Below are 22,003 nucleotides of genomic sequence, written 5' to 3'. Positions count from 1 at the left end.
GGTCGCTCGAAGCGACGAAGGTTGGGCCCGGGGGCTTGGATCGGGCCGGTGTCACATCCAAGGTAACAAACGATCCCCGCAAGGCAATTCCCCCGGCACCATCGGGTTCCGTATCCGGCCGGATGGAGGGCATGCGCCACCCGCCGGACGGGGCGCGCGGCGGGGGCCCGGCGGTCTCGCCGGTCCCCCGCTCCCGGGCCGGGCCGTCAGTCCCGCAGCAGGTCGGGGACCCCGTCGGCGTCCGGTTCGTCACGCGGTCCGGAGACCACGGTGAGCTGCCGGGTCGCCCGGGTCAGCGCCACGTACAGCACCCGCAGTCCGGCGGGCGACTCGTCCGCGATCTCGGCCGGGGAGACCACCACCGTGGCGTCGTACTCCAGCCCCTTGGCCTCCAGGCTGCCGAGGGCGACCACCCGGTCCCCCAGCCCGGCGAGCCAGCGGGCGGCCTCCGCGCGGCGGTTCATCGCGACGACCACCCCGACCGTGCCGTCGACCTCACCCAGCAGCCGCTCCGCCTCCGCCCGTACGGTGCTCCCCCAGCCGTCCCCGGCGAGCGCCGCGTAGCGGGGAAGCAGCCCGGTGGAGCGCACGGCCGACGGGGAGGCGGCGCCCGGCATCGCCAGGGCGAGGACCTTCGCGGCCAGCTCGGCGATCTCGGCCGGGTTGCGGTAGTTCACGGTGAGCGTGAAGCGGCGCCGCGGGCGGGTGCCCAGCGCCTCGTCACGGGCCTCGGCGGCCTCGTCCGGGTCCGACCACGACGACTGCGCCGGGTCCCCGACGACCGTCCAGGTGGCGTGCCGTCCCCGGCGGCCGACCACCCGCCACTGCATGGGCGTGAGGTCCTGCGCCTCGTCGACGATGACGTGGGCGTACTCCACCCGTTCGGCCGCGAGCCGGTCCGCCCGCTCCCGGCGGCTCTCCTCACGGACGGGCATCAGCTCCTCCAGTCCGGTGAGCTGGTCCAGCGGGTCCAGCTCACGCCGCTTGCGGGGCTTGGCCGGGGCGCCGAGGATCGCGTGCAGCTCGTCCAGCAGGGCCACGTCGTGGACGGAGAGCGCGTCGCGCTTGAGCGAACGGGCCACCCGGCGCACCTCACCGCCCGCGAGCACCCGGCGCGACCAGCGGGCGAGGCGCCGCTCGTCACCCATCGCGGCGAGCACCCGGCGCGGGGTCAGCTCCGGCCACCAGGCGTCGAGGAAGTGCAGGAACGAGTCCTCGGTGGTGACGTCCTCGTCGAAGGAGGACCGCAGTTCCGCGGACAGCTGCGGATCGGAGTGCCGGGACCCGGAGCCCGACAGCTCCCACAGGGCGTCCAGCAGCAGTCTGCGGGCTCTCGGGCGCAGCAGGTTCACCGGGGCGGTGCCGCTGAGGGCCACCTCGCGGATACGGGCCAGCCGGTCGGCGTCCAGTTCGATCCGGCGGCCGTGGACGACGACCCGCAGCCGGTTCGTGGCCTCGGGCGGGACGCCCTCGGGCCGCTGGTCCAGCGCGCCGCGCGCGGCCTTGCGCAGCACCGGCAGCATCCGCGACGAGCCCTTGACCCGGGCGGTCGCCGGGGTGTCGTACACGGTGGCCTCGGCGCCGTCGACCAGCGAGCCGAGGGCCCGGATGGCGACCTGGCCCTCCTCGCCGAGCGAGGGCAGCACGCCCTCCGTGTACGCGACGAGCAGCGGGGTCGGGGAGATGATCAGGATGCCGCCGGAGTAGCGGCGCCGGTCCTGGTAGAGCAGATACGCGGCGCGGTGCAGGGCGACCGCGGTCTTGCCGGTGCCGGGGCCGCCCTCGACCAGGGTGACCGAGGCGGCGGGCGCGCGGATGACGAGGTCCTGCTCGGCCTGGATGGACGCGACGATGTCCCGCATGGTGTGGCTGCGGGCCTGGCCGAGCGCGGCCATCAGGGCGCCGTCGCCGATGACGGGCAGTTCCTCGCCGCCCAGGCGCGCGGTCAGCTCGGGACGCATCAAGTCGTCCTCGACACCGAGCACCCGGCGGCCCTTGGAGCGGATCACCCGGCGGCGCACCACCCGTCCCGGGTCGACGGGCGTGGAGCGGTAGAACGGCGCGGCGGCGGGCGCCCGCCAGTCGATGACCAGCGGCGCGTAGTCCGTGTCGAGGACACCGATCCGGCCGATGTGCAGGGTCTCCGCGATGTCCGCGAGCTTGCGGTCCGGGTCCTGCGGGTCGGTTCGGACCGCCCCGTCGGCGGGCTCGACGGAGGTGTAGGCCCCGTCCGGGCCCTTCTCGCCGTCCTTGCCCGGGAGCAGGTCGATCCGTCCGAAGAGGAAGTCCTCGAACTCGTTGTTGAGCCGGTTGAGATGGATACCGGCGCGGAAGACCTGGGCGTCCCGTTCGGCGAGCGCGCCGGGGGTGCCGACCTGGCCCCGCTGGGCCGCGTCGCGCATCAGGAACTCGGCGTCCTGGATCTTCTCCTCAAGGCGTCGGTAGACCTGGTCGAGATGGCTCTGTTCGACACCGATCTCGCGTGCGCGGACCGATTCGAGAGCGGCGTGCGCGGCTTGCTGAGCGGCCACCAGGCCCCCTTCTGACGTGCATGACAGCCGTCCACCGTACGCGACGGGAGCCCGGGGGCGCCACGCGTGGGGTCCACCGGACGGCGGGTCGGCCCACACGGAACATGATCCCTGGCCCGGCGGGGGCACTCCGGACCGGGGTCACCGGTGGCGCGGCGGCCGGGTCCGGCGGGCCGGGAGAAGGTCACGGCCGGGGCAGGTGGGGCGGGTGTGGCGCCCCGGGACCGCGGCGGACAAGGGGCCCCGCACGACAAGACGCCCGGACGGGACCCCGTGGAGCGGGCTGCGGGGCGTACGGGCGTGCGGGGCGCTGAGCGCTGGGCCGGGCGAGGGAACCCGGCCGTCCTGATGCGGCGGTGCGGGTCAGGCTCTGACCCGCACCAGTTGCCGTCCGTCCAGGGTGCGGACCTCGAAGTGGTCGATGTCGTCACGGGAGAGTGCCGCGCCGCCGTGCACATACAGCGGCTTACGGGCCTCCACGCGCGTGGCCCCGGGGATGCCGTATCCCCAGGCCGGCACCGACCAGGTGGTGACCGTCTCGCGTTCGCCGTTCTTGCCCACGGCGATCAGGCTGCACTTCTCGGGGCCCTTGAGGTTCTTCAGCTCCAGCACGGTGTGGGTGCCCCACGCCTTCCTCTCCAGCCCGACGGTGGCGGTGATCCTCGTACCGGTGTCGGTCGCCTCGATCTTCTCCTCCATATGGTGGAAGAAGGCGTCCTCGGCCGGGCTGGTGGGATGGGCCGCCACCTCCTTGCCGCCGCTGTCGTCGCCCCGGCCCAGCGAGACGACCGCCACGGGACCGCCGATGATCAGCACCGCGGCGGCGGCCACCAGGGAGAGACTGCGGCGGCGGCTCAGCGCCCGCTGGGACGTGACCTCGTCCACGAGCCGGTCGGCGAGCCGGGGGCTCGGGCGGGCCGTCAGATGCCGGGCGATGTCCGGGGTGCCGATCTGCATGCCCGGCGCGCCCGGCAGATCAGCGAGTGCGGCCAGCATGGGTTCCATGCCGGCCAGTTCCTCCAGTTCCCTGGTGCACCAGTCGCAGCCCGCGAGATGGTTCTCGAAGGCGGTCGCCTCGCGGTCGTCCAGGATTCCGAGGGCGTAGGCGCCCACCGTCTCGTGGACGTCATTCGCCTCGTTCGGTGTCATGCCGTCACCCCCCGCTCCTCCAGCGCCAGCTTCATCGAGCGAAGGGCGTAGAACACCCGTGACCGCACCGTACCGCTGGGTATGCCGAGTGTCTCGGCCGCCTCGTTGACCGTACGGCCCTTGAAGTACGTCTCGACAAGGACCTCCCGGTGGGCCGGCGTCAGGTCGTCGAGGGCGTCCGAAAGTGTCATCAGCCACAGCGCCTTGTCGATCTCGTCCTCCGCGGGGATGACCTCCAGAGGTGACGGTTCGACCTCCTGCGGCCGGGCCTGCCGGCTGCGGTGGCCGTCGATCACGATACGGCGGGCGACCGTCACCAGCCAGGGCCGTACCGAACCCGTGGCCCTGCCCAGCTGACCGGCGTTCTTCCAGGCGCGGATCAGGGTCTCCTGCACCACGTCCTCGGCCCGCTGCCGGTCCCCCGCGACCAGACGCAGCACGTACGCGAGCAGCGGTCCGGCGTGCTCGTGGTACAGCGCGCGCATCAGCTCCTCGTCCGGCTCGGACTTGGGCTGGACCATACGATGTCGGGCCCTTGGCGGGCGTTCATCGGCCACGGCGGAATCCTTGCGCACGCCAACCTCCGGTGTCCCCGATTCGACCGGGCAGGCCCGGCCCCTCGCTGTCGCCTGGGGATACGCGTGACGCGCGTCAACTGTTCAGCGGGGCCGCTAAGTGGGCATGAATTACCGGTAGTTGCGTCGCAAAGACGCCCCCCGTAAGCCGACGGACCACCGAATGTCCCCTTATACCCGACGGGCCGCCTTCGCTTGCGCTTTTGAGGTCTGTCCGGCTGGCCGTACTTGTCCCTGTGCCGTCGCTCGTGGGGTGCGCAGTTCCCCGCGCCCCTGGATGCTGCCCCCTTACGATCGCTCTCCGGGTGCGGGTCCGCCCTCGTTTTTGCGCAGTTCCCCGCGCCCCTTAAGGGGCACTCCTCTCCTCGTGCAGTCGCTCGGCTACCGAAGGGGGTGGGCGGGAATCTCTGCTCGCAGACTCCGATGCTCTTCAGTCGGGTACGGGTACGTCGTACCGAGCGTGTCGGATCGAGGACGGAGAATCCCGACCGGCACCGACCCAAAGAACCGGCAGAACGCGCCCCAAAGGGGCGCGGGGAACTGCGCACCCCACGAGCGACGGCACAGGAAACAAGCGCGTCCACCCGGACAGACCTGGGAAGCGCAAGCGAAGGCGACCCGCGGGGAACTGCGCGAAACCACCGAGCGACGGCACAGGAACGAAGTGCGTCCCGCCGGACAGACCTCGAAGGCGTGAGCGAAAGCGTCACCGGGTACGGCGCCGGTGGCGGGCGACCCGCTCGCGGTTGCCGCAGACCTCGCTGGAGCACCACCGCCGCCGCCCACCCCGGGACGTGTCCAGGTAGATCCGCGGACAGCGGCCCCCCGCACACTGCCGCAGCCGCCCCCGCGCGACCGGGTCCGTGAGCAGATCGACGGCGTCCCGCGCGACCGCCGAGAGCAGGGCGTCCCGCTCGGGCGCCACGTCCAGCGCCCGCGCCAGACTCCCGTCGGACGCGCGCACGGCCCGGGGAGCGGGCGGCGCCGGACGGGCCACCGCGTTGACCCGGTCGAGCGCGGCGGGCACCGGCCGCCCCGCCAGTTCCCCCCGGACGAGTACGGCGAGCTGCCCGCGCAGATCACGGAACGCGATGAGCCACCGGCGGTCCGCGGCGTCCAGCGGCGTCCCGTCCGGGACCAGCCCCGCGGCGACGCACCAGACCCGCAGCGAGTCGACCGTGCCGAGCAGGTCCCGGGGATGCGCGGTCCCCAGCAGGTCCAGGCAGACGCGGCCCGGGGCGAAGCGGGTGTCGTCCGCGTGCGGGGCCATGGGTGTCGCCGCCTCTCACGGTGCCGTGGGTGTGCGGTGGTCCTACAGTGCCTGTCGCACGGCCCGCACGGAACCCCCCGTCGGGACGGACGTCAGCGCTTGGCGCGCCGCGGCCGCGACCGCTGCCGCTCCGGACCCGTGGGCCACAGCCGCAGCCGCCGCCCGGCCGCCAGGTCCTCGACCCAGCCGACCGCCAGGATCATCAGCGCGATCAGGGGCCAGACAAGGATCAGCATCCACAGCTGGAACGTCGCGGTGAGCACCCGCATCGACCCCTCGTCCATGAACGGCAGGTCGTAGAACTTGTCGATGATCAGGATCGTCCCCATGATCAGCGTGTTGTGCCAGAGGTAGATCGTCACCGCCCGGTTGTTGAAGAGCGTGATCACCTTGTCGAAGCGGGCGAGCCGGCCCGGCAGCCGCTGCCAGGACGGCGCGTACACCAGGAGGATCGCGACCGCGCCGAACGACCAGGTCGCCTGGGCCAGCGGGATCTCGTTGAGGTCCATGCCGTTGTCGGTGGGGTGGCCGGACGCCCACCACAGGCCGAAGGACATGATCAGCGCCGCCACGGACACGGTGATGTAGCGCGGGAGCCGTGCCAGCACCCCGTCCTGATGGGCGAAGCCGAGGACCCAGCATCCGGCGAAGACGGCGAAGTCCCGCACTGCGTAGCCCGTGGAGCCGGGGATGTCGACCAGGCCCGTACCGACGACGGCCGTCAGCGCGAGCGGCGCGAGCAGCGTGACCCAGGGCGCGCGGCGGAACGCCCACAGCAGCAGCGGCGACGCGATGACGAACCACAGATAGGCGCGCAGGTACCACAGCGGCCCCGCGGCCTGCATGGCCCATGTGACGTCCAGGAGCCCGTTCTCGTGGCCGAGGCTCATCGGGAAGACGGGTGTGCCGAAGGGCACGAACCAGTTGAGGAGCTTGATCCAGCCCCAGTCGCCGACCTGGTTGGGGTCGTCGCCCGGGTTCCAGCCCGCGAGGAACATCAGCGGGACGATCACCGCGCCGAACACCCACAGCGGGGGCAGCAGACGCCGCAGCCGACCCTTGATCACGCCCCACGCAGACCGCTTGAGCGAGCGGGCCATGAGCGCGCCCGCGAGCGCGAACATCACCCCCATCGAGGGGAACACGATGGTCAGCCAGGCCCAGCCGTAGATGTGGTAGACGACCACCCGGCCGAGCGCGAGCGTGCGCAGCAGATCGAGGTAGCGGTCACGGCCGGGGGCCCGGGCGGCGGGCGCGGTGTCCGGCGCCTCGGGCGGGACGGGACCGGCGCGGTGGGTGCCGCGCCCTTCGGCGACCCAATCGGGCGTGCCGGTGGCGGGGCCGGGTCCGGGCCCCCGCGGGGTGTACGTCATCCCACCGGCCTCCGCTCCGCGTCGGGGGCCGGACGGGCGCCGCCGGGCGCGGAGCCCACGACACCGGTACGGCGCAGCTTCTGCCAGCGCAGCCGGCCGCCGGTCAGCGCGGTGATCCAGGACTGGAGCAGCACCACGTACATCAACTGCCGGTACAGGATCTGCTGGAGGGGCAGCGAGATGAGGTGGGTCATCTTCTCGCGGTCCAGCCGGAACGCGTACGCGGCGCAGGCGAGCTGGATCGCCAGGACGCCGAGCCACGCGCCGACCGTCCTGGCCGTCGGCCCGAACACCAGCCCGTACAGCAGGAACACGTCGATCAGCGGGGCGAGCAGCGGTCCGAGGACCATGAACAGCGAGACCAGCGGCAGTCCGACCCGGCCGAAGCGGCCGGAGGGGCCGCGGTCCACCAGGGCCCGGCGGTGCTTCCAGATGGCCTGCATGGTCCCGTACGACCAGCGGTAGCGCTGGGACCACAGCTGCTGGACGGACTCGGGGGCCTCGGTCCAGGCGCGGGCCTTCTCCGCGTAGACGACCTTCCAGCCGTCGCGGTGCATGGCCATGGTGATGTCGGTGTCCTCGGCGAGCGTGTCGTCGCTCATCCCGCCGACGCGTTCCAGCGCGGAGCGGCGGAACGCGCCGACCGCGCCGGGGATGGTCGGCATGCAGCGCAGCAGGTCGTACATCCGGCGGTCGAGGTTGAAGCCCATCACGTACTCGATGTGCTGCCAGGCGCCGATGAGGGAGTCCCGGTTGCCGACCTTGGCGTTGCCCGCGACCGCGCCGATCCCCGGGTCGCCGAAGGGCTGCACCAGTTCCCGGACGGTGGACGGCTCGAACACGGTGTCGCCGTCCATCATGACGATGATCTCGTACCGGGCGTTGGCGATGCCCCGGTTGAGCGCGGCGGGCTTGCCCGCGTTGAGCTGGCGCACCACCCGGACGTTCGGCAGCCGCAGGTCCTCGACGATCCTGGCGGTGCCGTCGGACGAGCCGTCGTCGATGACGATGATCTCGATCGGGTGGTCGCTGTCCATCAGCGAACGCACGGTGTTCTCGATGCACTTCGCCTCGTTGTACGCGGGCACCAGCACGGACACCGGTCCGGTGACGGGCGGGCCCCAGGAGAAGCCGCGGCGGCGGACCTTGCGGGCGTGCAGGAACGACAGCAGCAGCATCAGCCCGAACCGGGTGATGACGAGGAACCCGATCACGGCGAGACCGGCGGCGAGCACCACGGTGATGGTGTCGGCGGCCTGCACCAGGACGATCCACGCCTGGCCCTTCCAGCGGTCGAGCCCGGTCACCGGCGTGTGCGCGCTCGGTGTCCCGAGGGCCTCGCTGAGGTTGGTGAACCGGTAGCCCTTGGCCGCGAGGTCGGGGATGAACCGGTCGAGCGCGGCGACGGTCTGCGAGCGGTCGCCGCCCGAGTCGTGCATGAGGACGATGGCGCCCTTGCCGTCCTTCGGCATGGACCGGCGGATGATCTCGTCGACGCCGGGCTTCTTCCAGTCCTGGCTGTCGGTGTTGTTGACGACGGTCAGGTAGCCGCGGCTGCCGATGTACTCGGTGACGGGCCAGGACCGGTTGTCGAAGGCGTGCGAGAACGACGAGTACGGCGGCCGGAACAGCGAGGTCCGGATCTGCGCGGCGCCCGCGAGCGCGAGCTGGTTCTGCGACAGCTCCCAGTCGATACGGCGGGTGGACTGGAGGGACAGGTCGGGGTGGTTGAACGTGTGCAGCCCCACCTCGTGGCCCTCGTCCACCATCCGCCGGACCAGGTCCGGATGACGGGACGCCATCGTGCCGGTCACGAAGAACACGGCGTGCGCCCGGTGCTTCTTGAGGATGTCGAGAACCTTCGGGGTCCACTCGGGGTCGGGCCCGTCGTCGAAGGTGAGCACGACCCGGTCGTCCGGTACGCCGACGGTGTTCAGCCCGCCGCCACGGACGTCGATCACCGGGCCGCCCTTGCGGACCTCGTCCGGGACCTTGTCGTTGTGGGTGGACCCGGCGATGCGGTGGTCCGCGAGGATCTCGCTGTGCACATAGCCGCGCAGCATCAGCATCGCGAACAGTGCCGCGAGCAGCACGCTCGGCAGCAGATAGCGCAGGGGAAGTCTGCGGCGCCGGGGTCCTGCCCTGCGGCGGCCGCTCTTACGGGAGCTCATTACGGCGCGTCCTCCGGTGCCGCGATGGGCCGGCCGCCCTCACCGGCCGGCTGCTCCGGCTCGGCGGGCAGATCGATCGTGGTGGTGGCGGAGGCCGTGGGCGCGGGGGTGGTGCCACCGGTCGCGCCGGTACCGCCGCTGCCGCCCTCGGTACCGCCGTCGGTGCCGCCCTGCGCCGGGCTGCCGCTGGTGCCGGTGCCCGGCCGGGTGGTGGCGGCGCCGGTACGGGATGCCGCGGGCGTCGGGTCCGTGGTGGCGGCGGGCGCCTCGGACGCGGTCTCCTCGTCGGCGATCACCGACTTCGGGGACGGCTGGGCGGGCCGGCCGGTGCTGATGGCCGGGGCGGTGGTGCCCGCCTCGGTGGCGGTCGCCGCCTCGGACGGGGCGCTGCTCCTCGTCGCGGACGGTTCGACGGGGGCGGCCGGCCTGGGTGTGGTCCTGACCTTCCCTGCGGGCTCGGCCTGCGGATTGGGCAGCGGCAGCCAGGGCGCGCTGGAGTTGCCGGAGACGACCGTCGCCACGATGACGCACGCGTAGACCGCGCATCCGATGGCGAGGGTCATACCTATGCGCCGGAACCGCCGGACCCGGCGGCCCGTCTCGTCCACGAACACCGGACCGTCGGGTTCGGCGGCCGCCGCCCTGCGCTCCGCGATGAGGTCGCCGAGCTCACGGCCGACGCCGTCCATCTGGACGGTGACCTCGTTCGGATCATGCGTATGCCCAGGTTGGGCGTCTTCTCGCCAGTTTTCCATGCGTGTGCGCATCCCCCCACACGAACATCGCGGGTGCGCTGACGGCGGTGAGCACACGCCGTTCGGCCAGGCCCCCACCTGGCCTGAGCGCCCCCACTGCCACGATGTGCTCAGGCGAAGAATGTAGCGCACGTGGCCGGTTCCGGCGGTTTCATAGCCAAAACATGGACATGATCACCGGAACTCCCCTGTCTCAAAACCTCTCCGGGGGCGGGACGGTCTGCGCAAGTCGCCTTCGCTTGCGCCTCTGAGCCTGTCCGACTCGCCGCACTTGTCCCTGCGAGGGTCGTTTCCGCTTGCGCCTCTGAGCCTGTCCGACTCGCCGCACTTGTCCCTGCGAGGGTCGTTTCCGCTTGCGCTTCTGAGGTCTGTCCGGCCTTGCGCACTTGTTCCTGTGCCGTCGCTCGGTGGATTTGCGCAGTTCCCCGCAGGTCGCCTTCGCTTGCGCTTCTGAGGTCTGTCCGGGTGGACGTACTTCGATCCTGTGCCGTCGCTCGGTGGTTTCGCGCAGTTCCCCGCGCCCCTTTGGGGCGCGTTCTGTTTGTTCTTCGGGTCGGTGCCGGTCGGGATTCTCCGTCCTCGATCCGACACGCTCGGTACGACGTCCAGTGGATCTACTGAAGAGCATCGGAGTCTGCGAGCAGAGATTCCCGCCCACCCCCTCCCGCAGCAGCGCGAGTCCGCGAGGAGGGTGGTTCCGCAAGCGAAGGTCCTGCACCCGGACGACAGCCCCAGGTGGGCGCCCCCAAAGGGGCGCGGGGAACTGCGCAAAAGACGAGAACCGGCCCGCACCCGAAGAGCGACCGCAAGGGGGCAGCATCCAGGGGCGCGGGGAACTGCGCAAAACCACCGAGCGACCCGCACAGAAACACGTACGGCCAGCCGGACAGACCCAGGGGCGCGGGGAACTGCGCACCCGACGAGCGACCCGCACGGGGACAAGTGCGCCCAGCACAAGAAACCCGGGAGCGCGAGCGAAGGCGACCTGCGGGGAACTGCGCACCCGACGAGCGACCCGCACGGGGACAAGTGCGCTCAGCACAGGAAAGCCAGGGGGGCCGGGGGCGGGAACGACGACGGCGCCCTTCCCGGGAGGGAAAGGCGCCGTGACGATGGGGTGAACAGTGGTCGCACCAGGTGCAACCGCCTGTGGAGATGGCGGGAATCGAACCCGCGTCCAACGGTGCGGAACCAGGGCTTCTCCGTGTGCAGTCCGCTACGAGTTTCTCAGCCCCGAAGATCACGCGGACAAGTCTCCGACGGGCTCAGTCACTGTTTGATTTCCTCCCGGACCCCGTGACCGGGCCTAGGAGTTTAGTTCCCTAGCTGATGCCAGGATCCGGGTCGGGAACACCCCCGGGCTGACACTTCGCAAGTCGCTACTTAGGCAGCGAGGGCGAAGGAATCGCGCTTGGAATCGGCGATTATTGGTTGCGACATATGGTTAACGAGATCATTGCCGCTTCCTCGACACGCTTCCCCTGCTTCGACATCCGCTGTCGAAACCGATCATCCCCATGTGTTTTTTTCAAGGTGCACACCCGTCGCTCTCGCGGTGGGTGCGTTCACCATCGTACGGGAACAGCGCGTGCCGGTGCCAGCCTATTCCCGCGGCGCGGCCGGAGCGGTGCCGCCGGAGGCCGGTCAGCCCCGCTCACGCCTGCGGACCGCGGAGATCGCGCGGTCCGTCTCACGGCGGTCCTGCTTCTCCCGGAGGGTCTGCCGCTTGTCGTACTCCTTCTTGCCGCGGGCCAGCGCGATCTCGACCTTCGCACGGCCCTCCTTGAAGTACAGGGCCAGCGGCACGATCGTGTGCCCGGTCTCCTGGGACTTCGCGGCCAGCTTGTCGATCTCCTCGCGGTGCAGCAGCAGCTTCCGCTTGCGCCGGGCCGAGTGATTGGTCCAGGTGCCCTGGGTGTACTCCGGTACGTGCACGTTGTGCAGCCACGCCTCGTTGCCGTCGAGCTGCACGAAACCGTCCGCGAGGGAGGCCCGCCCCTGGCGCAGCGACTTCACCTCGGTGCCCGTGAGGACGAGACCGGCCTCGTAGGTGTCGATGACGTGGTAGTCGTGCCGCGCCTTCTTGTTCTGCGCGATCAGCTTGCGCCCTTTTTCCTTTGCCATAGTGCGGACATTTTCGCACCACCGAGGGGGTCGGGGGCCAGTCGATTTGCCGGACGGTCCGGTTCGGGGCCGCGGACGGGGTCGGTTCAGGGCTCCGGGTGGTCGCCCAGACCGCTCAGCACCTTCTCGGCCTGGCGTTCCACGGGGTCGGCCGGCGGGGCGGGCGGCGGGGTGCGGGCGGGGTCGGGCGCGGACGCGGGCTCCGGGGGCGCGGCGGTGTCCTTGGGGGGCGCCTCGGGGGTCTCCAGGTCCGGGGTGATGCCCGTCCCGTCGAGCGCGCGGCCCGACGGGGTGCGGTAGTGGCCCACGGTGAGTTCCGCGACCGAGCCGTCGGGCAGGGTGCTCGGCATCTGGACGGCGCCCTTGCCGAAGGTCCGGCTGCCGACGACGACCGAGCGGCCCCGGTCCTGGAGCGCGCCGGTCAGCAGTTCCGCCGCGCTCATGGTGCCGCTGTCGACCAGGGTGACCACGGGCCGGCGGGTGTCGCCGCCGGTGCGGGCGTGCAGGGCGCGCTCCTCCCCGCGTACGTCGTAGGTGGCGACCAGGCCGCCGTCCAGGAACGCGGACGCGGCCTCGGCGGCCTCGCTGACCAGACCGCCGCTGTTGCCCCGCAGATCGAGCAGGACGCCCGCGCCGGGCGGGGCGGAGCGGACCGCCGAGCGTACCTCCGCGCCGCTGCCCCGGGTGAACGCGGCGACCTTGATCAGGACGGCCCGCGGGTCGGCGGCCCGGCCGACACGTTCGACGGTGACGGGGTCGGTGGTGAGGACCGCGCGCCGCAGTTCCTCGTCCCAGAGCCGTTCGCCGCGCTGGAGCCGCAGCCGGACGGGCGTACCGCTGGCGGCGGGTCCGGACGCCGCCGTGCTGTCGCCGCGCAGCCGCGCCACGACCTCCGTGACGGGGCGTTCGTCGGCCCGGGTGCCGTCGATGTCCCGCACCAGGTCGCCCGCGCGGACCCCGGCCCGGTCGGCGGGGCCCCCGGGCCGTACCCGGGTGACCTCGATCCGGCCGTCGGCCGTGCGCCGGACCCACAGCCCGACGCCGGTGTACTCACCGTCCAGGGCCTGGGCGAACTCCGCGTAGTCGGCCTCGGAGTAGACGGCGCCCCAGCGGTCCCCGCTGCGGCTGACCGCGCGTTCGGCGGCCTCCACGGGCGACTTGCCGTCGGCCATCGCGTCGGCCGCGGCGGCGCTGATGTCCTCCTGGTACGCGGCGGCGGGGCCGGTGCGGGCCAGGGGTCTGGCGAGGCCGTCCGGGGGCGGGCCGCTCCAGGAACCGGCGGCGGCACCGGTGATGAGAACGCTGGTGAACACCAATGTCAGAGCCGCCCCGCGGCGGACACGGCGGGGGTCTGGGAACAGGTCGGGGCCTGACATGCCGGTGAGTCTAGGACAACGCCGAGCGCCGTACGGCAGGTTGGCCGTACGGCGCTCGGGGCGTATCTCACACCGTGGGGCACGGGCCGCCCATGGACGTACGCCCGCGCTCATGTGCACGACCCGGGACGCGGGAACCGCTCGCGGTCCGGGGGCGGGAGCGGGCGCGTCCGGGGACGGGCGCTACACCTTCAGGTACTTGCGCAGCACGACGGACGCGGCGAGTGCCGGCATCAGCACACCGATCGTGAGGACGAGCGGCAGGGTCTTGATGACGGCGTCCCAGCCGATGAAGTTGATCAGCGGCAGCTTCTCGGCGAGTCCGAGTCCGTGGTCGATCATGAAGTACCTGCCGACGAGCAGGAATCCGCAGGCCACTATCCCGCCGATGAGTCCCGCGACCGCGGCCTCCATGATGAACGGCGCCTGGATGTAGAACCCGGAGGCGCCGACGAGCCGCATGATCCCGGTCTCACGCCGACGGCTGAACGCCGAGACCCGCACCGTGTTGACGATCAGCATCAGCGCCACGACGAGCATCAGGCCCATCACGGCGAGCGCGGTCACCCGCATCCCGTCGAGGAGTTCGAACAGCGAGTTCAGATACTCCTTCTGGTCCTCCACCGAGTGCACGCCGTCCCGCCCGGAGAACGCGGTGGCGACGACCTCGTACTTCTCCGGGTCCTTCAGCTTGACCCGGTACGACTCCTGCATCTGGTCCGGGGTCAGCGAACTCGCCAGCGGGGAGTTCGCGTACTGCTCCTTGTAGAGCTTGTACGCCTGGTCGGGCGACTCGTAAAGCACCTCGTCGACGACCGGCAGCTTCTCCAGATCGGCCTTGATCCGGTCCTTCTGCGCACCGGTGACCGCGCCCTTCGCGCACGCGGGATCGGTCTCGGCGTCGCTCTTGTTGCACAGGTAGATCGAGACGTTGACCTTGTCGTACCAGTAGCCCTTCATCGAGCTGACCTGGTCCTGCATCAGCAGGGACCCGCCGAACAGGGCGAGCGAGAGGGCAACCGAGACGACGACCGCGAAGGTCATCGTCAGATTGCGACGGAGACCGACGCCGATCTCCGACAGGACGAACTGGGCGCGCATCGCGTGCTTTCTGCCTTTCGGTACGTCGTGTCAGTGCTGGTAGCCGTAGACGCCGCGCGCCTGGTCACGCACCAGACGGCCCTGATCCAGCTCGATGACGCGCTTGCGCATCTGGTCCACGATGTTCTGGTCGTGGGTCGCCATGACGACGGTCGTGCCCGTGCGGTTGATGCGGTCCAGCAGTTTCATGATGCCGACCGAGGTCTGCGGGTCGAGGTTGCCGGTCGGCTCGTCCGCGATCAGCAGCTTGGGCCGGTTGACGAAGGCGCGGGCGATGGCGACGCGCTGCTGCTCACCGCCGGACAGCTCACCGGGCATCCGGCTCTGCTTCTCCCCGAGGCCGACGAGGTCGAGGACCTGCGGCACCGACTTGCGGATCTCCCCGCGGGAGCGGCCGATGACCTCCTGCGCGAAGGCGACGTTCTCGCCGACCGTCTTGTTCGGCAGCAGCCGGAAGTCCTGGAAGACCGTCCCGAGCTGGCGGCGCATGTGCGGCACCTTCCAGTTGGACAGCCGCGCGAGGTCCTTGCCGAGCACATGGACCTGCCCGTGGCTGGCGCGCTCCTCGCGCAGGATCAGCCGCAGGAAGGTGGACTTTCCGGAGCCGGATGACCCCACGAGGAAGATGAACTCGCCACGTTCGACCTCCAGGGTGACATCCCTGAGGGCCGGGCGGTTCTGCTTGGGGTAGGTCTTGGAGACGTTGTCGAATCGGATCACGAATGCACCACGGGTCGCCGGGGGTAGGTGTCCGTGACCATACGCGAATGCGGGGGACGAGCGCAGTCGGCGTCCGTCGTTCGCGCGCGCCGGTGCCGGGGTTCGACGGGTTTGTCGCACAAGCGGAACGTGATGGTTCGCGCCAGAGGTGTCCGTTCCCGGCCGGAACGGGCGGGTCCGGAACGGGGACGACGGGCGGGCCGCGCCGAAATCCGCGGGAGCTGGCACAGTGGTAAGGGGAACGTCGGCGTTCCCGTGAGCGTTGTGCGGAGTGACAGTCGGTGGGCAGGCTCCGCCGCGCGGGAGGAGGAGGGCGCATGACGTATGACCGATTGGTGTGCGCGAACTGCGCGTCCCCGGTCAGTGAGGGCCGCTGTCGCGTCTGCCGGGCCAGCCGGGAGCGCTTCCAGCAGAACAATTTCTGGTCCGGGATGAACCAGGCGACCCTGATAGGCCTGCTCGCGATCCTGATCATGGCGCTGGCGCTGCTGGCGCACCAGTCGGCCTGACGCGGCACGCCTGTCGTACGGCCGTGCCCGGCGCGGGTGAGCCGGGCGGGGCGGCACCCGAGCACAAGGAAGGCCCGGAGCGACGCTCCGGGCCTTCCCGCGTGTCTGTCACCCCTGGAGTGACGGTCGGTCGCCGTGAAGCCGCCGGGCGTCACGGACGGTGACCGTCAGGCGGGTGGGTCAGGCCGTACGGCCACCGGCCGCGAGGCGGGGCAGCAGGCGGAAGCCGATACCGCCGGCGATCATCGTCGCGGCGCCGATCAGCAGGAACGTGGTCTCCATGGCGCCGGTCTCGGCCAGCTCGTCCTTGGCCTTGCCCTGCTGGACCGGCTGGGAGCCGGTGTCGGTCAGACCGTCCTTGGCCTGGCCCTGCTGGACCGGCTGGGAGCCGCTGTCCGGGTCGGCGACATTGCCGCCGGTGCCGCCCGCGTTACCGCCGGTGGAGGCGGAGCCGCCGTCGTCGCCGCCGCTCGCACCGCCGTCCTCGCCGCCGGTACCGCCGCTGTTACCACCGGTGCCACCGGTGCCACCGGTGTTGCCGCCCGAGTTACCGCCGGTGTTGCCACCGGTGTTCCCTCCGGAGTTACCGCCGGGGGTGGTCGGCGTGCTGGTGGGCGCGGTGGTCGGCGCCGTGGTGGGAGCCGTGGTCGGCGGCGTCGTGGGCGGAGTGGTGGGCGCCGTGGTGGGAGCCGTGGTGGGCGGAGTCGTCGGCGCCGTGGTGGGCGGGGTCGTGGGAGGCGTCGTCGGCGGAGTGTTCGTCGGCTGGGGAATCTCGGTCGGCGGCGGGGTGGTGGGCGCGTCGTCCGCGACGTCGACGCCGACGCCGATCCCCACATCCAGGGCCGAAGCGGCGCCCGCAGCGGTGAGGGACGCCCCGGCGGCGATCAGCGCGCCGGCCGCGATCCGTGCGATACGGACCCGGGTCTTCTTGGTCATCTGCTTGCTACCCCCAGTAGCTCATCGTCATTGGAGCAGCGCCGGGGCCGTGGACTCCAGAGGGAGGTGGCATGCGTGGTCGTACTGTCACGCCGCGTACCGTCGCCCCGTTCACACGCGCCCCAGAGATGCGCATGCCGCGTTAACCCTTCCGACTTATCGCGAAGGCGTCAAGGTCGTTGCGTACGCGATGCCCGAATTACGGGCAGTTGGGCGCAGCACATTCTTGTGACGGTACGGTGAAAAGCCGACACATACGACAACTGCCGCCCCGTGGGCGGCAGTCCGGCGCGCGGCACCGGGAGATCATCGGTCGACCTTACGGGTTCCGGCGCTTCCCGGAACACCTTCTTGTCGACAAAGCAGCAAAGGAATTCCCGTTGCCGGGACCGGCTACTTCTCCTGCTGCTTGCGCCAGCGGATCCCGGCCTCCAGGAAGCCGTCGATCTCGCCGTCGAGCACGGCCTGCGGGTTGCCGACCTCGAAGTCGGTCCGCAGGTCCTTGACCATCTGGTACGGGTGGAGGACATAGGAGCGCATCTGGTTGCCCCAGGAGTTCCCGCCGTCGCCCTTGAGCGCGTCCATCTTCGCCTGCTCCTCCTGGCGGCGGCGTTCAAGGAGCTTCGCCTGGAGGACGTTCATCGCGGTCGCCTTGTTCTGGATCTGCGAGCGCTCGTTCTGACAGGAGACGACGATGCCGGTCGCCAGGTGGGTGATGCGGACCGCGGAGTCGGTGGTGTTGACGCCCTGGCCGCCGGGGCCCGAGGAGCGGTACACGTCGATACGCAGCTCGGACTCGTCGATCTCGACATGGTCGGACTGCTCGACCACCGGGAGCACCTCGACGCCCGCGAACGAGGTCTGGCGGCGGCCCTGGTTGTCGAACGGGGAGATCCGTACGAGGCGGTGCGTGCCCTGCTCCACGGACAGGGTGCCGTAGGCGTAGGGCACCTGGACGGCGAAGGTGGTCGACTTGATGCCGGCCTCCTCCGCGTAGGAGGTCTCGTACACCTCGGCCTTGTAGCCGTGGCGCTCGGCCCAGCGCAGGTACATGCGCTGGAGCTGCTCGGCGAAGTCCGCGGCGTCGACGCCGCCGGCCTCCGCGCGGATGTTGACCAGGGCCTCCCGCGAGTCGTACTCGCCGGACAGGAGGGTGCGGACCTCCATCTCGTCCAGCGCCTTGCGGACCGAGGTCAGCTCGGCGTCGGCCTCGGTACGGGTGTCCGCGTCGTCCTCGGCCTCGGCCAGTTCGAACAGGACGGAGAGGTCGTCGATCCGGCCGCGGAGGGCCTCGGCCTTGCGGACCTCGGCCTGGAGGTGCGACAGCTTGCTGGTGATCTTCTGGGCCGCGTCCGGGTCGTCCCAGAGGGAGGGGGCCGCCGCCTGGTCCTCCAGCGCGGCGATGTCCGCCCTCATCGTGTCGAGGTCCAGGACGGCCTCGATCGACTCCATGGTCGAGGAGAGGGACTTGAGCTCTTCGGATACATCGACGACTGCCACGGGTCCAGCGTAACCGGTAGGTCGCCTTCGCTTGCGCCTCCGGGTACCGCGGGACGCCTTCGCTTGCGCTTCCCAGGTCTGTCCGGCCTTGCGTACTTGTTCCTGTGCCGTCGCTCGGTGGGTGCGCAGTTCCCCGCGGGTCGCCTTCGCTCGGGCTTCCTAGGTCTGTCCGGCCGGACGCACTTCGTTCCTGTGCCGTCGCTCGGTGGGTGCGCAGTTCCCCGCGCCCCTGGATGCTGCCCCTGTTCGTCGCTCTTCGGGTGCGGGCCTGTTCTCGTCTTCGCGCAGTTCCCCGCGCCCCTTTGGGGCGCGTCCGGCCGGTTCTTCGGGGCGGGGCCGGTCGGGATTCTCCGTCCTCGATCCGACACGCTCGGTACGACGTTCATGTGGTCCGACTGAAGAGCATCGGAGTCTGCGGGCAGAGATTCCCGCCCACCCCCTCCCGCAGCCGGGCGTCTGCACGAGGAGGGGGGTTGAACCCCGGCTCCGGTTGCTGACAGCCCGCACCCGAGGGACAGCCCCAGGTGGGCGCCCCTTCAGGGGCGCGGGGAACTGCGCGAGCGGCCAAGGGCCATCCGCAGCCGAACGGGAACCGTAAGAGGCGCGACCTCAGGGGCGCGGGGAACTGCGCACCCCCGTCCGACCCGCGCAGGGACAAGTGCGTCCGGCCGGACAGACCTGGGAAGCCCGAGCGAAGGCGGCCCGCGGGGGTCAGGGGGTGGTGGAGGTGCTGGGGGGGGTGGGGGGGTCGTCCGTGGTGGCCCAGGTGGCTACGCCGGCCGCGGCGGCGAGGACGGCCGCGGCGGTCGCGAGGGTGATGCGGCGGCGCCGGACGGCGCCGCGGTTGCGCGCGGAGCCGGGGCGAGGCGCCCCCGCGGCCCGCGGCGCCCGCGCGGTGCCGTGCGCGCCGCCGTCCAGCTCGTCGGGCCCGGGCACCCGCATGCTCGTATGGGTGTCCCGGTTGGAGTCGGGGGCATGACCGGGGACCAGCGGGACCGCACCCCGCCGCACCGGGGACCCGGTCCCCGCGGCGGAGCCGTCGGCGCCGCCCTCCGAGGCCCCGGGCTCGTCCGCGGACTCCGTGAGGACCGCCTCGGGCTCGTCCACGTCCAGCGGGGGCATCCCCGCCAGCAGCGGCAGCTGCTCCCGCAGCCGCCCGCCCAGCTCGGAGGCGCGCAGCCGCGACGCGGGCGCCTTGGCCAGGCACTGGACGATCAGCTGCCAGAGCTCCTCGGGAATCCCGGGCAGCGGTACGACCGTCTCGGTCACATGGCGGCGCAGCACCGCGCCGGGGTGGCCGCCGCCGAACGGCGTGAACCCGGCGAGCAGCTCGTACAGCACGGTCGCCAGGGCGTAGATGTCGACGGCCGCGCGCGGCGGGAGGCCCTCGACGATCTCGGGCGCCAGATAGTCCGGGGTGCCGATGATCTTCGTGGCCTTGGTGCGGCGCGGTGAGTCGATGAGCTTCGCCACACCGAAGTCGGTGAGCAGGGCGCGGTGGGAGCCGCCGGGGCCGAGCGGGCCCTGCATGTCGAGGAGGACGTTCTCGGGCTTGACGTCCCGGTGGACGACACCGGCCTTGTGCGCGGCGGCCAGCCCGTCGGCGACGTCCGCGACGATGGCGACGGCGGCCTCGGGCGCGAGTCTTCGTTCCCGGTCGAGGCGGGTGCGCAGATCGGTGCCGCGCACGAGGTCCATGACCAGGGCGAGGTCGTCGCCGTCGACGACGAGGTCCCGCACGGCGACCACGTTCGGGTGGTCGAGGCCGAGCAGGGCGGTGCGTTCCTGGACGAAACGGCCGACCAGCTCCTGGTCGGCCGCGAGGTCCTCACGCAGCAGTTTCACGGCGACGGGACCCTCGGGACCCTCGCCCAGCCACACCGTGCCGGCACTGCCGCGGCCCAGGATCTGGTTCGCGGTGTACCGGCTGCCGATCTTCCGTGCCAAGGCTGCTCCTACGGACGCGTGTTGCCGACAAAGCTACGCGCCACCGGCGGCCGCCTTCACCCCGGCCGGGGAAATCACCCTCCGGATGTCGACAAGTCTCCTGGGCGGGTGTCCGCCGCCGTACGGCGGCGGGCTCAGGCGCCCGAGCCGCCGCCGCCGAGTTCCCCGAGCCAGCCGGTGACCGTACCGAACCAGTCGCTGAGCTGTTCCCAGTACCCCTTGCCGGTGCCGATCCAGCCCTGGAGCGGGCTCAGCTCCCAGACCAGCCAGCCCGCCACGAAGAGGATGAGCACGCTGAAGAGGCAGCCCTTGAGGCAGCCGAGGCCGGGGATGCGCATCCGGTTGGCGCTGCGCTGCCTCGGCTCACGGGCCGGACGCGGCTCGCGGGGCGCGCGCGGGGCGGGCTCGCGGGGCGGCGAGTAGTGCTGGGGCTGCCGGTCGGGGACCGGCGCGGGGGCGTACCGCTGCGGCTGCTGCTGTTGCGGGGCGTACTGCTGCGGCGGCGGGGGCTGGTGCTGCTGCTGCGGCGCGTACTGGGGAGGCTGCTGCGGCTGCTGCTGCCGGGGCTGGTGCGACTGCTGGGGCTGGTGGTGCGGGGCCTGCTGCGGCGGCTGCTGCGGGCGCGGGGCCACCTGGCGCTGGGGACGGCGGCGCAGCGGGTCCTCGTCCGGGTTCAGGTACTGGACCTGGGTCTGCTCGTTGCGGTCGCGGGCGGCCCGGAGCTGGTTCTGCCAGGGGTGCGGGTCGTCGGGGCCACCGGGGGCGGCGCCCTGCGGGTGGTGGCCCGGGACCGGCGGCATCACGGAGGTGGGATCGGCGTCCCGGGGGCCGGTGCTCGGCAGCACGGCCGTCGGGTCGGCCGCGCCGGGGGCACCGGGGGCGCCCGCGGTGTGCGGGAGGTAGCTGGTGGCGGCGTTCGCGTCGTAGCGGCCCGCGTCGAACAGACCGGGGGGCCCGGTGTTCGGCAGGACGGTGGTGGGGTCGGCCGCGCCGGGCACGGCCGTGGGCGCCGGGTCCGGCGCGAGCAGCACGCCCACGTTCTCGGCGGCGGCGATCTGCGCCGAGGTGGCGTGCACCCCGATGCCCTGGGCGACGGCGCGCAGGCCCCGGGCGAGGTTCTCGGCGCTGGGCCGCTCGTCCGGGTTCTTGCGCAGGCAGCGCTCTATCACCGTCCACAGCGGCTCGGGCACGGTGGACGGGCGGCGCGGCTCGGCGCTCAGATGCTGGTGCAGCACTTCGAGCGCGGACCCGCCGGAGAACGGCGGACGGCCGGTGAGCAGCTCGTAGAGCAGGATCCCGGCGCCGTAGATGTCGACGGCGCTGGTCTGCGGGCGGCCCTCGGCGGACTCCGGCGCGACATACGCGGGGGTGCCGACGAACTCATGGGTCCGGGTCAGCCCCGGGGAGTCGGCGAGCCGCGCGATGCCGAAGTCCGTCAGCAGCGGGTGCATCTCGCCGTTGTCCTGGCGCAGCAGGACGTTCGCGGGCTTCAGATCGCGGTGCACCACACCGTCGGCGTGGCTGGCGGCGAGCGCGTCCGCGACCTGCGCGGTCAGCAGGGAACCCGCGACCGGCGAGAACGGGCCGTTCTCGCGGAGGTAGCGGTGCAGGTCGGGACCCTCGACGAGGTCCATCACCAGGGCCAGCAGATCGCCCTCGACGACCAGGTCACGGACCCGGACGATGTTCGGGTGGGTGAGCCGCAGCAGCACCGAGCGCTCGCGCAGGAACCGCATCACGACATCGGAGTCGTTGGCCAGCTCCTCCTTGAGGACCTTGATCGCCACGGTCTCGCCGGGCTGCCCCGGCACGGCCGCCTCGGCGCCCGCCCGTTCCCGCTGCTGCGCCCGCCAGACGGTGCCCGTGGCACCACGTCCGAGCGGCTCCTCCAGGAGGTACTTGCTTCCTACCGGCCGCACGTCATGCGCTCCCTGCTTGCTTCGGGGCCTGCTCAGCCTCGCTCCGG

16 protein-coding genes and 1 other RNA gene are annotated in these 22,003 nt (G+C 71.8%); 1 reads left to right on the top strand and 16 read right to left on the bottom strand.

All coding sequences use genetic code 11. From position 1 onward, the window contains the following. Positions 1–206 precede the first annotated feature (206 nt). The 12 genes from OG711_RS24795 to ftsE all read right to left on the bottom strand — a co-directional run bounded on the left by OG711_RS24795 (position 207) and on the right by ftsE (position 15,145). On the bottom strand, positions 207–2,531 hold the full coding sequence (locus OG711_RS24795; RefSeq protein WP_073794013.1) for a HelD family protein: 2,325 nt from the start codon (positions 2,529–2,531) through the stop codon (positions 207–209). Between the two features lie 363 nt (positions 2,532–2,894). Then, the gene (locus OG711_RS24790; protein ID WP_073794016.1) at positions 2,895–3,680 is read right to left on the bottom strand and encodes a zf-HC2 domain-containing protein; all 786 of its coding nucleotides are present in this window, start codon (positions 3,678–3,680) and stop codon (positions 2,895–2,897) included. Continuing rightward, positions 3,677–4,201 carry a sigma-70 family RNA polymerase sigma factor gene (locus tag OG711_RS24785; RefSeq protein ID WP_073794019.1) on the bottom strand — a complete coding sequence of 175 codons (525 nt, stop codon included), beginning with the start codon at positions 4,199–4,201 and terminating at the stop codon, positions 3,677–3,679. Before OG711_RS24785 ends, OG711_RS24790 begins: the two co-directional genes overlap by 4 nt. 760 nt (positions 4,202–4,961) lie before the next feature. Continuing rightward, the gene (locus OG711_RS24780) at positions 4,962–5,525 is read right to left on the bottom strand and encodes a CGNR zinc finger domain-containing protein (RefSeq protein ID WP_073794022.1); all 564 of its coding nucleotides are present in this window, start codon (positions 5,523–5,525) and stop codon (positions 4,962–4,964) included. A 92-nt stretch (positions 5,526–5,617) separates the two neighbouring features. Beyond that, positions 5,618–6,898 (bottom strand): acyltransferase family protein, encoded by a 1,281-nt coding sequence (locus OG711_RS24775; RefSeq protein WP_329560519.1) that lies wholly within the window; start codon positions 6,896–6,898, stop codon positions 5,618–5,620. Then, the gene (locus tag OG711_RS24770) at positions 6,895–9,069 is read right to left on the bottom strand and encodes a glycosyltransferase (RefSeq protein ID WP_329560518.1); all 2,175 of its coding nucleotides are present in this window, start codon (positions 9,067–9,069) and stop codon (positions 6,895–6,897) included. Before OG711_RS24770 ends, OG711_RS24775 begins: the two co-directional genes overlap by 4 nt. Next, complete coding sequence (locus OG711_RS24765; protein WP_329560516.1) at positions 9,069–9,824, bottom strand: hypothetical protein; 756 nt, start codon at positions 9,822–9,824, stop codon at positions 9,069–9,071. Before OG711_RS24765 ends, OG711_RS24770 begins: the two co-directional genes overlap by 1 nt. Positions 9,825–10,971: 1,147 nt before the next feature. Then, positions 10,972–11,341: a transfer-messenger RNA gene (gene ssrA, locus OG711_RS24760) on the bottom strand. Between the two features lie 127 nt (positions 11,342–11,468). After that, the gene (smpB, locus tag OG711_RS24755; protein WP_073794032.1) at positions 11,469–11,948 is read right to left on the bottom strand and encodes an SsrA-binding protein SmpB; all 480 of its coding nucleotides are present in this window, start codon (positions 11,946–11,948) and stop codon (positions 11,469–11,471) included. Positions 11,949–12,034: 86 nt separating this feature from the next. Continuing rightward, complete coding sequence (locus tag OG711_RS24750; protein ID WP_329560514.1) at positions 12,035–13,324, bottom strand: S41 family peptidase; 1,290 nt, start codon at positions 13,322–13,324, stop codon at positions 12,035–12,037. A gap of 183 nt (positions 13,325–13,507) precedes the next feature. Beyond that, positions 13,508–14,425, bottom strand: a complete 918-nt coding sequence (gene ftsX / locus OG711_RS24745; protein WP_073794037.1) for a permease-like cell division protein FtsX — start codon at positions 14,423–14,425, stop codon at positions 13,508–13,510. A 30-nt stretch (positions 14,426–14,455) separates the two neighbouring features. Further along, positions 14,456–15,145: a cell division ATP-binding protein FtsE gene (gene ftsE, locus OG711_RS24740; protein WP_073794040.1), complete on the bottom strand. Its 690-nt coding sequence runs from the start codon at positions 15,143–15,145 to the stop codon at positions 14,456–14,458. A gap of 317 nt (positions 15,146–15,462) precedes the next feature. On the opposite strand from ftsE, the gene OG711_RS24735 reads away from it, so the two are divergent. Then, a complete protein-coding gene (locus tag OG711_RS24735) occupies positions 15,463–15,654 on the top strand; it encodes a hypothetical protein (RefSeq protein ID WP_073794043.1) in 192 nt (63 codons plus the stop codon). 180 nt (positions 15,655–15,834) lie between these two features. Here OG711_RS24735 and OG711_RS24730 read toward each other — a convergent pair whose 3' ends face one another. The 4 genes from OG711_RS24730 to OG711_RS24715 form a co-directional block, all read right to left on the bottom strand. Next, complete coding sequence (locus tag OG711_RS24730; protein WP_266516115.1) at positions 15,835–16,590, bottom strand: hypothetical protein; 756 nt, start codon at positions 16,588–16,590, stop codon at positions 15,835–15,837. A 393-nt stretch (positions 16,591–16,983) separates the two neighbouring features. Then, positions 16,984–18,090 carry a peptide chain release factor 2 gene (prfB, locus tag OG711_RS24725; protein ID WP_073794048.1) on the bottom strand — a complete coding sequence of 369 codons (1,107 nt, stop codon included), beginning with the start codon at positions 18,088–18,090 and terminating at the stop codon, positions 16,984–16,986. Positions 18,091–18,801: 711 nt separating this feature from the next. After that, the gene (locus OG711_RS24720; protein WP_329560510.1) at positions 18,802–20,037 is read right to left on the bottom strand and encodes a serine/threonine-protein kinase; all 1,236 of its coding nucleotides are present in this window, start codon (positions 20,035–20,037) and stop codon (positions 18,802–18,804) included. Between the two features lie 134 nt (positions 20,038–20,171). Further along, entirely contained in the window at positions 20,172–21,956 is a 1,785-nt protein-coding gene (locus OG711_RS24715; RefSeq protein ID WP_329560508.1) for a serine/threonine-protein kinase, read from the bottom strand. Positions 21,957–22,003 lie beyond the last annotated feature (47 nt).

Source organism: Streptomyces uncialis (assembly GCF_036250755.1).
Classification (GTDB): Bacteria; Actinomycetota; Actinomycetes; order Streptomycetales; family Streptomycetaceae; genus Streptomyces; species Streptomyces uncialis.
This window is presented reverse-complemented; position numbering and strand designations above follow the sequence as displayed.